The 12,804-nt window shown below is 62.2% G+C and carries 9 protein-coding genes; 4 read left to right on the top strand and 5 right to left on the bottom strand.

The window, feature by feature from the left end; all coding sequences use genetic code 11:
- Positions 1–77: 77 nt before the first annotated feature.
- The 3 genes from acnD (at position 78) to prpD (ending at position 5,539) form a co-directional block, all read left to right on the top strand.
- Complete coding sequence (gene acnD / locus BOP93_RS19810) at positions 78–2,672, top strand: Fe/S-dependent 2-methylisocitrate dehydratase AcnD (protein ID WP_104504365.1); 2,595 nt, start codon at positions 78–80, stop codon at positions 2,670–2,672.
- A gap of 11 nt (positions 2,673–2,683) precedes the next feature.
- Positions 2,684–3,874, top strand: coding sequence for a 2-methylaconitate cis-trans isomerase PrpF (prpF, locus tag BOP93_RS19805; protein WP_104504364.1), 1,191 nt, complete (start codon positions 2,684–2,686; stop codon positions 3,872–3,874).
- Positions 3,875–4,054: 180 nt separating this feature from the next.
- A complete protein-coding gene (prpD, locus tag BOP93_RS19800; protein ID WP_104504363.1) occupies positions 4,055–5,539 on the top strand; it encodes a 2-methylcitrate dehydratase in 1,485 nt (494 codons plus the stop codon).
- Between the two features lie 46 nt (positions 5,540–5,585).
- Here the strand turns inward: prpD and BOP93_RS19795 are convergent, their stop codons facing one another.
- Genes BOP93_RS19795 through BOP93_RS19775 form a run of 5 tightly spaced genes read right to left on the bottom strand, consistent with a single transcriptional unit; the run spans position 5,586 to position 11,058 of the window.
- Positions 5,586–6,317, bottom strand: coding sequence for an alanyl-tRNA editing protein (locus BOP93_RS19795; RefSeq protein WP_104504362.1), 732 nt, complete (start codon positions 6,315–6,317; stop codon positions 5,586–5,588).
- Between the two features lie 2 nt (positions 6,318–6,319).
- Positions 6,320–7,312 carry a serine O-acetyltransferase gene (locus BOP93_RS19790; RefSeq protein WP_065887839.1) on the bottom strand — a complete coding sequence of 331 codons (993 nt, stop codon included), beginning with the start codon at positions 7,310–7,312 and terminating at the stop codon, positions 6,320–6,322.
- A 37-nt stretch (positions 7,313–7,349) separates the two neighbouring features.
- On the bottom strand, positions 7,350–8,264 hold the full coding sequence (locus BOP93_RS19785) for a PLP-dependent cysteine synthase family protein (protein WP_104504361.1): 915 nt from the start codon (positions 8,262–8,264) through the stop codon (positions 7,350–7,352).
- 14 nt (positions 8,265–8,278) lie between these two features.
- Positions 8,279–10,141 carry a molybdopterin-synthase adenylyltransferase MoeB gene (gene moeB / locus BOP93_RS19780; RefSeq protein WP_104504360.1) on the bottom strand — a complete coding sequence of 621 codons (1,863 nt, stop codon included), beginning with the start codon at positions 10,139–10,141 and terminating at the stop codon, positions 8,279–8,281.
- A gap of 23 nt (positions 10,142–10,164) precedes the next feature.
- A complete protein-coding gene (locus BOP93_RS19775) occupies positions 10,165–11,058 on the bottom strand; it encodes a DMT family transporter (protein ID WP_162303233.1) in 894 nt (297 codons plus the stop codon).
- A 160-nt stretch (positions 11,059–11,218) separates the two neighbouring features.
- Between BOP93_RS19775 and BOP93_RS19770 the strand changes: the two genes are divergently transcribed.
- On the top strand, positions 11,219–12,643 hold the full coding sequence (locus BOP93_RS19770) for a PLP-dependent aminotransferase family protein (protein WP_104505332.1): 1,425 nt from the start codon (positions 11,219–11,221) through the stop codon (positions 12,641–12,643).
- Positions 12,644–12,804 lie beyond the last annotated feature (161 nt).

The raw sequence follows: 12,804 nt of genomic DNA, 5'->3' as shown, positions 1-12,804 counted from the left end.
CCACCTTTTGGATTGCATTTCAATTTTCCGACCGGCGTAGGTCTTCCTTTTGCAATCACCGTGACCGAGTCCTGACGATGAACACTGAATTTCGCAAACCGCTCCCCGGCAGCCGCCTGGATTTCTTCGACGCCCGTGCGGCTGTCGAGGCAATCAGCCCCGGCGCCTACGCCACCTTGCCGTATACCTCACGCGTGCTCGCGGAAAACCTGGTGCGCCGCTGCGACCCGGCCACCCTCAACGCGTCCCTGAGCCAACTGATCGAACGTCGGCGTGACCTCGATTTCCCCTGGTTCCCGGCCCGCGTGGTCTGCCATGACATCCTTGGCCAGACCGCACTGGTGGACCTGGCCGGTCTGCGCGACGCCATTGCCCTGCAAGGCGGCGATCCGGCGCAGGTCAACCCGGTGGTGCCCACCCAGTTGATCGTCGACCACTCCCTGGCCGTCGAAGCCGGTGGTGCCGACCCCCAGGCGTTCGAAAAAAACCGCGCCATCGAAGACCGCCGCAACGAAGATCGCTTCCACTTTATCGAGTGGACCAAGAAGGCCTTCAAGAACGTCGACGTGATCCCGCCCGGCAACGGCATCATGCACCAGATCAACCTGGAGAAAATGTCCCCGGTGATTCAGGTACGTGACGGCGTGGCGTTCCCCGACACGTGCGTCGGCACCGACAGCCACACCCCGCATGTGGATGCCCTGGGCGTGATCGCCATCGGGGTCGGCGGCCTTGAAGCCGAAAGCGTGATGCTCGGGCGTGCTTCGTGGATGCGCCTGCCGGAAAGCGTCGGCGTGGAGCTGACCGGCAAGCTGCAGCCGGGTATCACCGCCACCGATATGGTGCTGGCGCTGACCGAGTTCCTGCGCCAACAAAAGGTCGTTGGCGCGTGGCTGGAGTTCTTCGGTGAAGGCGCATCGGCGCTGACCCTGGGCGATCGTGCGACGATTTCCAACATGGCCCCGGAATACGGCGCCACTGCGGCCATGTTCTACATCGACCAGCAGACCATCGCCTACCTGAAACTCACTGGCCGGGAAGACGAACAAGTCGCCCTGGTCGAACAATATGCGCGTCACACCGGTCTGTGGGCCGATGATCTCAAGGCCGCGCACTATGAGCGTGGCCTGACATTCGATCTCTCCAGCGTTGTGCGCAACATGGCCGGCCCGAGCAATCCGCATGCCCGTGTCGCCACCCGCGACCTGGCGTCAAAAGGCATCAGCGGGCAGTGGGACGAAGTGCCAGGGCAAATGCCCGACGGCGCCGTCATCATCGCCGCCATCACCAGCTGCACCAACACCAGTAACCCGCGCAACGTGATCGCCGCCGGCCTGCTGGCGCGTAACGCCAACAGGCTCGGGCTGACGCGCAAGCCGTGGGTCAAGTCGTCCCTGGCGCCGGGCTCGAAAACCGTGGCCATGTACCTGGAAGAAGCAGGCCTGGGGCATGAGCTGGAACAACTCGGGTTTGGCGTGGTGGCTTTTGCCTGCACCACTTGCAACGGCATGTCCGGCGCACTAGACCCGCTGATCCAGCAGGAAATCATCGACCGCGACTTGTACGCCACTGCCGTGCTGTCGGGCAACCGCAACTTTGATGGGCGTATTCATCCGTACGCCAAGCAAGCCTTCCTCGCTTCGCCGCCGCTGGTCGTGGCCTATGCGATTGCCGGCACCATTCGGTTCGATATCGAGAAAGACGTGCTGGGCCTTGATACCGACGGCAAGGAAATCCGCCTGCAGGACATCTGGCCAAGCGACGAAGAGATCGACGCGGTGGTCAAGGCGTCGGTCAAGCCGGAGCAGTTTCGCGCGGTGTACATCCCGATGTTCGCCATTCACGAAGACACCGGCCCCAAAGTCACCCCGCTGTACGACTGGCGCCCGCAAAGCACCTATATTCGCCGCCCGCCGTATTGGGAAGGTGCATTGGCCGGTGCGCGTCCGCTCAAGGGCATGCGCCCGCTGGCGGTGCTGCCGGACAACATCACCACCGATCACCTGTCGCCGTCCAACGCGATCATGCTCGATAGCGCCGCCGGCGAGTACCTGGCGAAAATGGGCCTGCCGGAAGTTGACTTCAACTCCTACGCGACGCACCGGGGCGATCACCTGACTGCGCAACGCGCCACCTTCGCCAACCCGAAACTGTTCAACGAAATGGTGCAGGAAAACGGCAAGGTCAAGCAGGGCTCCCTGGCGCGTATCGAGCCGGAAGGCAAGGTCACGCGGATGTGGGAAGCCATCGAAACCTACATGGAACGCAAGCAGCCGCTGATCATCATCGCCGGTGCCGACTACGGCCAGGGCTCGTCGCGCGACTGGGCGGCCAAGGGCGTACGCCTGGCCGGGGTGGAAGCGATCGCCGCCGAGGGTTTCGAGCGTATCCACCGCACCAACCTGGTCGGCATGGGCGTATTGCCCCTGGAGTTCCTGCCGGGCACCGACCGCCACACACTCAAGATCGACGGCAGCGAAACCTATGACGTGCTCGGCGAACGCACGCCGCGTGCGCAACTGACCCTGGTGATAAACCGCAAAAATGGCGAGCGTGTCGAAGTGCCGGTGACCTGCCGCCTGGACACCGCTGAAGAAGTGTCGATCTACGAGGCGGGCGGCGTGTTGCAACGTTTTGCCCAGGACTTCCTGGAATCGGCGGCGACCGCCTGAAGAGGATAACCATGGCACACGCAGCGCAAATCAAGATCCCCGCCACCTATATGCGTGGCGGCACCAGCAAGGGGGTTTTCTTCAGCCTTGAGGACCTGCCGCCATCGGCCCAGGTGCCGGGTCCTGCCCGTGACGCCTTGTTGTTGCGGGTGATCGGCAGCCCCGACCCCTATGACAAGCAGATCGACGGCATGGGCGGCGCCACGTCCAGCACCAGCAAAAGCGTGATCCTGTCCAGGAGCACCCGTGCCGGGCACGACGTGGACTACCTGTTTGGCCAAGTCTCCATCGACAAGCCATTTGTCGACTGGAGTGGCAACTGCGGCAACCTGTCGGCGGCGGTCGGTTCGTTCGCCATCAGCGCCGGCCTGGTCGACCCGGGCCGCGTGCCCCACAACGGCGTGGCCGTGGTGCGCATATGGCAGGCCAATATCGGCAAGACCATCATTGCCCACGTGCCCATCACCGACGGTGCGGTGCAGGAAACCGGTGATTTCGAACTCGACGGCGTGACCTTTCCCGCCGCCGAAGTGCAGCTGGAATTCATCGACCCGGCGGCGGAAGAAGAGGGCGGTGGCGGCTCGATGTTCCCCACCGGCAACCTGGTTGACGAACTGGAAGTGCCGGGTGTCGGCACCTTCAAGGCCACCCTGATCAATGCCGGCATCCCGACGATTTTCATCAATGCCCAAGACCTGGGCTACACCGGCACCGAGTTGCAAGGCGCGATCAACGGCGACCCGCAGGCCCTGGCGATGTTCGAGACCGTGCGCGCCTATGGCGCGTTGCGCATGGGCCTGATCAAACACCTGGACGAAGCGGCCCAGCGCCAGCACACGCCGAAGGTTGCGTTCGTGGCCAAGCCTGCCGATTACGTGGCCTCCAGCGGCAAGGCGATCAAGGCTGGCGATGTGGACCTGCTGGTGCGGGCCCTATCCATGGGCAAGTTGCACCACGCCATGATGGGCACGGCGGCGGTGGCGATCGGCACGGCGGCGGCGATTTCCGGCACCCTGGTCAACCAGGCGGCAGGTGGCGTGGAGCGCAACGCCGTGCGCTTCGGCCATCCGTCGGGCACCTTGCGCGTCGGTGCCGAGGCGACGCAAGTCAACGGTGAGTGGGTGGTGAAGAAAGCCATCATGAGCCGCAGTGCGCGGGTGTTGATGGAAGGTTTCGTTCGCGTCCCCGGCGACGCTTTCTAAATGTGGGAGGGGGCTTGCCCCCGATTGCGGTGTGTCAGTCGACATATTCATCAACTGACCCACCCCGATCGGGGGCAAGTCCCCTCCCACAATGGATTTCTATTCCAAGGCAGGCAACCAGACCTGCCCTGATGATCAACCGTGACCCTGAGGAATAAACCACCCATTTGGAGAACTGCCATGAGCGCCAACGTCGACCAGAACAACCGCCCCGACTACGACCAGGTCTTGCAGGACATTGCCGACTATGTCCTCACTTACCGGATCGAGTCCGAAACCGCCCTGGACACCGCACGCAACTGCCTGATGGACACCCTCGGCTGCGGCCTGCTGGCGTTGCGCTTTCCCGAGTGCACCAAGCACCTGGGGCCGCTCGTCGAAGGCACCGTGGTGCCGTTCGGCGCACGGGTGCCGGGCACTTCGTTGCGGCTGGACCCGGTCAAGGCCGCCTGGGACATCGGCTGCATCGTGCGCTGGCTCGACTACAACGACACTTGGCTTGCGGCTGAGTGGGGCCATCCTTCGGACAATCTGGGCGGCATCCTTGCGGTGGCTGATCATTTGTCGCAGAAACGCGTGGCCAATGGCGACGCGCCGCTGAGCGTACGCACGGTGCTGGAAGCGATGATCATGGCCCACGAGATCCAAGGCGTGATTGCCCTGGAAAACGCCTTCAACCGCGTCGGCCTCGACCATGTGCTGCTGGTCAAAGTCGCCTCGACGGCAGTCACCGCCAAGCTGATGGGCGCCAACCGTGAACAACTGCTCGCTGCCTTGTCCCATGCGTTTGTCGACGGGCAGGCGTTGCGTACGTACCGCCATGCGCCCAATGCCGGTTCGCGCAAGTCCTGGGCGGCGGGCGATGCGTCGAGCCGCGGGGTGCGTCTGGCGGATATCGCGATGCGTGGCGAGATGGGCATCCCCGGTGTACTGAGCGCGCCGCAGTGGGGCTTCTACGACGTTTTGTTCAGCCACACCAACAAGGACCTGGCCCTCAAGCCGGAAGAACAGCGCAGGTTCAGCCTGTCCCAGCCCTACGGCACCTACGTGATGGAAAACGTGCTGTTCAAGATCAGCTTTCCCGCTGAATTCCACGCGCAGACTGCCTGCGAAGCGGCGGTCATCCTGCATCCGCAGGTCAAGCAGCGCCTGCATGAAGTCGAACGTATCGTGATCACCACCCATGAGTCGGCCATTCGTATCATTTCCAAGGTTGGCCCATTGGCCAACGCCGCGGACCGTGACCATTGCCTGCAATACATGACCGCCGTGCCCCTGGCCTTCGGTGACCTGGTGGCCGAACAGTATGAAGACCCCTTCCATGCCGCCCATCCGATCATCGATGAGCTGCGCGGGAAAATGGTCATCGTTGAAGACCCGCGTTACAGCCGCGAATACTTGGAGGCCGACAAGCGCTCCATCGCCAACGCGGTGCAGGTGTTCTTCACCGACGGCACCTGCACCGAGCAGGTGGCGGTGGAGTATCCGATTGGCCATCGCCGTCGTCGGGTGGATGGGATTCCTCTGCTGGAAGCCAAGTTCAAAGCCAGTCTGGCGACGCGCTTCCCCGCGCAGCGCAGCGCCGAGATTTTTGCCCTGTGCAAGGACCAGGCACGGCTTGAGGCTACCCCAGTCAACCGTTTCATGGACCTGTTCATGATCTAGAAAACAACGCGGTCAATGTGGGAGGGGGCTTGCCCCCTCCCACATTTCAGCCTTCAAACCGCAAAATCACCCTGCGGTTATGCTTGCTCTTCTTTTCCATTTTCTCGCAGAACACCCGACCGATTTCCTCGGTATTGAGCACGTGGGTGCCGCCGCATGGCTGGATATCAATGCCGGGAATTTCAATCACCCGCACCGAACCCTGGATGACCGGCGGCGCAACGGCCTGGGTGCGGGTGATCTGCAGCAGGGTGGCGTACTCAGTGGCGGCCATCGACAGAGTTTGCACCGGGTGCGCCTGCTCGATCAGTGCGTTGAGGTCGCGGGTGATGCTGTCTTTGTCCAGGGTCATTTCCGGCAGGTCGAAATCCAGGCGGCCCTTGTCCGCGCTGATGCTGCAACCGGTGACGGGCGCGTCGATGATGGAACACAGCAAGTGCAGGCAAGTGTGCATCTTCATGTGCTGGTAGCGCCGCTCCCAGTCCAGGCCGGCGTCTACCTGGGCGCCGGCAATCAGTTGCGCCGGGCAATGGTCCACCTGATGCCAGATGATCGAGCGCAGCACCGGATCGCGCACCGTGCCGGTGACTTCCACGCGCGTGCCGTCGGCCAGGGTGAGGTGCCCGGTGTCGCCCGGTTGCCCACCGCCGGTGGGGTAGAACAAGGTGTGCTCCAGCGCGACGCCGTGCTCGCCGACGGCAAGCACCCTGGCGTTGAAGGCGTTTTGATAGGGCGCGCTGTCGAACAGCGTCAGGGTTTCCATGGTGTGCACGGACATGTTCAACCTCCAACGATCAATGGGCTGGCTTGCAACAGGTGACGCACCATCGCACTCAAGCCAGGGGGAGAGAGCAGGGTGATTTCGAACGCCGGTCCGCAGACTTTCAGGTTCAGCGGCAGGCGTGGCAGTTGTTCGCCGACGCCCTGGCGGTGCAGGCGAAATTGCAGGTGATGACGCTCCTTCACCGTGGGTTCGAGCATCAGCCCCGGCAGCGGATGAAAGTCGGCGTCCAGCACCGTGACCTTGTGCCCCGCGTCGACCTCGCCGACCACGTGCAGGCGCTCATCCAGGGCGAACGCACCGAGGTAGTTGCTGTGCTCCGATTCATCGTTTTTCTGCAACTGGATCTGGTTGACCACTTTGACCTTGGTGCCCGCCGGCACGTCCTGGGTAATGACGCAGGCCGGGCTGATAAACACGTTGTCACCGATCTGCACGTAGCCCAGCACCCGCGCCCCGGCGCCGACCTCGACATGGTTGCCCAGGCGTGGATGGCGCTTGCCGTCCGGGTTGTTGGCAATACCGCGGGCGCCCAGGGTCACGCCGCAGAGGATGTAGCAGTCGTGACCGATCTCGCAGGTTTCACCGATGACCGTGCCGTAGCCATGGTCCAGCACAAAGCGCCGGCCGATGCGCGCAGCCGGGTGAATCTCGGCCCCGGACAGGATCTTGCCCTGGTTGCTGAGCTTGAGCGCAATGCGGGTGAATACGCCGTGGGCGGGCTCCGGAAAATGCCACACCAGGTGCGCAAGCCGGTAGAACAACACCGCCTTGAACGAGGCATAGGATTCCAGGATCAGCTCACCGCGTCCGCGCGACGCCGGGTCGCGATAGGCGTAGGCGATCAGGTCTTCGGCTACCGCCTGGGCGGCGTTCTGGACCAGCGGCGCCAGGTGCGGTTCCAGCTGCTTCATCTGCCCAGGCGTCAGGGTCTGGATGAGGTGGGTCAGCAACTCATCGTGCAGCTGTTGCATGTCGATAAAGCCTCCCATGGAGGCACCCCCGCATTCTGGTTGGTTGGGTAACCGGCTATTCGAAACTGGGCAGGTAGCTGTCGGCATTGTCGTAGACCATGGTCAGCACCACCGTTTCGGGCGGCAGTTCCGGGGCGAGTTGGGCGATGGCGACCATGTTGGCGGCCGAGGACAGCCCCAGGCTGATGGCGTCGGTGCGCATGATGCGTTTGATCATCTCCAGGCACGCCCCATGCGACACCTTGAGCATGCCGTCCAGTACGTCGAGGTTGAGAATGCTCGGGATCAGGCCAATCGACAGGCCCTGGATGGCGTGCGGGGCGTGCCGGTCCTTGAGCAAGTCGCACTCCTCCGGCTCCACGCCCATGATGCGCAGTGCCGGCCAGGCGGCCTTGAGGGTTTCGCCGATACCGGTGATATGCCCGCCGGTGCCGATGCCGCTGACGAAGTAGTCCACCCGCCGTTCGCCGAAGGCGCGGAGGATTTCCGGCGCGGTGGTGTCGCGATGGGTTTGCGGGTTGGCACCGTTGCGCTGCTGGTTGAGCATCACGTAACTGGGGTTTTCCAACAGCAGTTCCATGCACTTTTCGCCGTGGGAATTGTTGCCCAGGCGGCTGTCCGAGAGCACCACCCTGGCGCCATACAAGCGCAGCAGCTTCTGTTTTTCGGGGCTGTAGTTGTCCGGGATCACCAGCACCACTTTGTAGCCGAGCACATTGCCCGCCATCACCAGGCCGATGCCGGTATTGCCGCCGCTGGGTTCAATGATGGTTTGTCCGCAGTCGCGCATCAGCACGCCCCGGCGCTCGGCGTCGAGGATCATGCCCAGGGCGATGCGCGCCTTGTGGCTGCCGCCCGGGTTGAGGGATTCCAGCTTGGCGTAGACCTCGATGCCGAGGTCTTCGGAAAACTGCGCCAGCCGCACGATCGGGGTTTGGCCGATCACGTCGAGAATGGAGTTATGCAGCATCAGTGGGCCCCCGGTCAGTACAGCGGCATGTCGGGTTCGACGTCGCGCACCCAATGTTTCATGCCGCCCTGCAGGACTTTGGTGTTGGCGAAGCCTGCCGCCAGCAAGGTGCTGGCGGCCTGCTCGGCACGCGTGCCGGCATAGCAGATCAGGTAGTGGGTGTTGTCGCGGCTCAGGCTGTCGAGCTGCTCATCCAGCTCGGCCAGGGGGATGTGCACCACGCCCGGCAATTTGCACACTTCCAGTTCGCTGGCGTCGCGCACGTCGAGCAACACGTCGGCGCTGCGGGGGTTGTCGATCACTTGCTTGAGCACGCGGGGCTTGATGTAGCGTTCTTCGGCCAGGGACGGTTGGCTCGGCACGGCATCCGCGCACGCCGCTGGCATGGCGGTCTCGCTGTGGCGCCGGTCGGAGCAGCACGGGCAGTCGGGGCGGCGCTTGAAGCGAATCTCGCTGAATTTCATGGCCAGCGCATCGAAGCGCATCAAGCGGCCGGATAGGGGTTCGCCAATGCCGATGAGCAATTTGATCGCCTCGGTCGCCTGGATCATGCCGACCACCCCCGGCAACACGCCGATGACCCCACCGGCGCTGCAATTGGGCGCCAGCTCTGCGGGCGGAGCGCTGGGGAACAGGCAGCGGTAGCACGGCCCGCCTTTATGGTTGAGCACGCTGATTTGTCCGTCGAAGCGATAGATGGCGCCGTATACCAGGGGCTTGCCCAACTGCACGCACGCGTCATTGATCAGGTAGCGGGTATCGAAATTATCCGTGCCGTCGATCACCAGGTCATAGGCGCCCACCAGTTCCAGGGCGTTGTCGGCAGTGAGCGCGGTATTGTGTGTGTTGATCTGGATGTGGGGGTTCAGATCCTGCAAGCGTCGTTTGGCGGACTCGACCTTGGGCATGCCCAGGGTGCTGTTGCCATGCACGATCTGACGTTGCAGGTTGCTGCTTTCCACCACGTCGAAGTCCACCAGACCCAGGGTGCCGATGCCGGCCGCCGCCAGGTACAGGCTGATGGGTGAGCCCAGGCCGCCGGTGCCGATGATCAGCACCCTGGCTTTTTTAAGGTTCAACTGACCTTCACGGCCGACGCCGGGCAGGGTGATATGGCGGACGTAGCGTTGCACTTCCTCATTGCTCAGGGTGTCGACGTCGATGCCGCCGGAGGTGGCGAGCAGTACTTCGATCCGGGCCTTTGCTGGCAAGCTGTCGTCAGCGTCGATCAGCTCCTCCTCGGCGGTGAACAGGAAGTGTTCCTTGAGCTGGTTGTTCTTCTCGTGAAACAGATGCGGGCGCAACTGTGGGTGACTGTCGCAGAGGTTTTCAATGACTTCGCGCAATGTCGATCCGGCGCCCTCGAGGGTCGATTCCGGCAGCTTTGCCACGCGAACCAGAATGTCGGGGAAAGAGACAGCGTTCATGGACAACTCCGTGTGCAGGTCGTTGAAAGGTTGAAGGGCGAACTGTTTGCCATCCCAGGCAAACAGCTTGGACCCCAGTGCCTGGCCCTGGCGAACATCCACCACCAGGTAGCTGACGGGGTAGATCGGCTCGCCCAGGAACAGCGCCTTGTCCTGGTCCTCATCACTGAAATAGGCACCGACATCCGGGTGCGAGTGGTAGATCACCACTACCGGGTTGTCGCTGCGAAACGCCTTGTTCAGCAGCAGTGTATCGGCGACCGAAAAGGTGTAGCCGTTGGCCGCACTGCGCGGGTACATCTGCGGATTCCTGTGGTGTAACTCGTTCTGGATATTGCTGCCCAGGTACACACTGCCGTCGGCAAAGATGAAACCGCAGCACTCCTCGGGATAGCTGCGGCTTGCGTGGGCGTAGATCTGTTCCAGGGCCTGGGGGCGGAGGACTTCCATGTTTCTCTCGCTTGGGTTGAGGGTCAATTTTTCTTCGCCAGCAGTTTTTCGATGGGCAGCTTGGTGATCGCAAAGCCGGCCAGCAGGATCGCCGAGTACAGCATCAGGTCACGGGAAATCTCCACGCCTTCGTACCAGGCGCCGATGATCACCGCGAACACGGGGAAGATGATGAACACGAAGGACAGGATGATCGGGCTCAGGCGCTTGAGCAGCATGAAATACACAATGAAACCACCCACCGAAGCGACCAGCCCAAGGTAGAACAGCGCGCTCCAGGAGCGCAGGGTGATGGCGTCGAAGGTCGGGTTTTCAAACCACAGGCCGGCCACGAACAGCATCAGCCCGGCAATGCCGATGGGCAGGGTGTTGTAGGTGATGACACTGATGGCGCTGCCTTTTTGCTTGGTAATCACGTAGCACAACGCGTGCATGATCGCGGCGGCCAGAATCGCCAGCACGCCGAAGAATTCGGCATGGTCCAAGTGCAGGCCCTGGCTCTTGATAATCATGTAGAGGCTGCCGAAACCGATGCCGATGCCGACCACCTGGGACAGGTAGATGCGCTCACGCAGGAACAGCGCGGAGAAGATCAGGATGAACACCGGCATGCAGCTGAACAGCAGGGCAGTCAGGCCGGACGAGACGTGCATCTCGCCGTAATTGAGCAGGTAGTAGGGAACGCTGAAGTAGGACAGGGTCACGAAGACGAAGAACCAGCGGCTTTCGCGTGGGAACAGAATCGGCTCACGGCGTACCAGGGCAAAACACAGGAACAACGGGAAGGCGATCAGGAAGCGCAGGCCTGCTGACGTCAGTGGCGGCACGCTTTCCACCGCAATCTTGATGCCCAGCCAGGTGGTGCCCCAGCTCAGGCACACGATCAGGAACATCACGCTGGTGATCAACCCGGCCAGCCACTGTTTGCGGGTTTTGGTTTTTGCGGTGTTTTCAAGAATGGCGGACATTGGCATCGTTTATTGCTTCCCTGAGCCGGAATTGAACTCTATATTGGACTTGTTATAAGTGATTCAATCCGGTGATTGAACCCGCAAAAGCACACTATTAGGGCGAATGATGACTGTCAAAACAAATATTGACATGGTGTCAATTATGCGTGAGGGGTTGTCCAACGGTCAGGGCGTGAAGTACAAGCGCCTGTCCGATGTCATGGAAAGGGGCATCCTTGAAGGCACGATTGAACCGGGAAGAAAACTGCCGCCCCATCGGGTGCTTTCCGACAATCTGGGTGTCACCATCGGCACCATCAGTCGGGCCTACGGTGAGCTGGAGCGGTTGGGGTTGGTGGTGGCGCGTGTGGGGGACGGCACCTTCGTGCGCAAGCGTGGGATGGAGCGCCAGCGTGACGAAGGCTTTCGCAACGTCAGCGAGGAGCCACGCCAGTATTTCGACATGAGCCGCAACATGCATATTCCGGGGCAGGAAACGGTATTCCTTGCCCAGAGCTTCCAGACCCTGTCGACCAACGGCAAATTTCTCCAGGACATCAGCGCCTATACCCCCGATGCGGGTCTGCCGCGCTATCGGGAAGCCGGTGCGCAATGGCTGGTACAGCGCGATTTCCATCCGATTCCCGAGCAGGTCATCTGCGTCAATGGCGGCCAGCACGGCTTGCTCTGCGCGATGATGGCGTTGCTGCGCGCCGGCGACACGGTGGTCACCGAGCAACTGACCTACCCGGGGCTGATCACCGCCGCGCGTATGCTGGGTGTGCGGCTGATCGGGCTGGAGATGGATGAAGAAGGCGTGCTGCCGGGCGCGCTGGATGAAGTCTGTCGAAATCACCGGGTTTCGGCGTTGTATTGCACGCCAACGATCCAGAATCCTACGACCGCCGTGTTGTCAGTCCCGCGCCGTGAAGCGTTGGCCAAGGTCTGCCGTGAACATAATCTGCTGATTCTTGAGGATGAGGCCCACGGGGTGCTGGTAGAGGATCGTCCTGCGCCCCTCAGTTATTTCGCCCCCGAGCGTACGATCCTGATCAGCAGCCTGAGCAAGGCGGTATCGGCAGGGTTGCGCGTGGGCTATGTGCATGCGCCGCCGGCGCTGGTCAGCCGGATTTCAGCGGCGTTGCGTTCGACCTGCTGGATGGCCACCCCGGTGACCCTGGAACTGGCGACCCAATGGATCGAAAACGGCACGGCGCAATACCTGCTGCGCCAGCAGATCAACGAGATAACCCGGCGCAAGGCCTTGGTCGAGGGCTTATTGAGCGGCCTGCAGTACCGCACTCACCTCAACAGCCCGCACTTCTGGATCGAAGTACCCGAACCCTGGCGCGCGTCGGAAATCGAGGCGGAACTCAAGCAGAACAACTACCTGATCGCGACCGCCGAAGCCTTTGCAGTGGGGCAGACGGCGGTGCCGCAGTTCATCCGGGCGAGTATTTGCAATACCTCAGGGGATGATCAGTTGCTGCGGGCGGGGTTCGATGCGCTGGCGACGGCGCTGGGGCAGGGAGGGGGAAGGTTTCACCTGTAGCCAGACTGACACAATTGGGTCGTGTGGGAGGGGGCTTGCCCTAATGCCAGTCAGTTAAGCGAACGAAATGCTCAGAGCAGCGAAGATCAAATGTGGGAGGGGGCTTGCCCCCGATAGCTGAGTGTCAGTCAGTGCATCAGGTGACTGATCCACCGCCATCG

The sequence above is a fragment of the Pseudomonas orientalis genome (genome assembly GCF_002934065.1).
In the GTDB taxonomy this organism is placed as follows: Bacteria; Pseudomonadota; Gammaproteobacteria; order Pseudomonadales; family Pseudomonadaceae; genus Aquipseudomonas; species Aquipseudomonas orientalis_A.
Note: the sequence above shows the minus strand (reverse complement) of the source record. Positions and strands in the feature narration are given on the sequence as shown.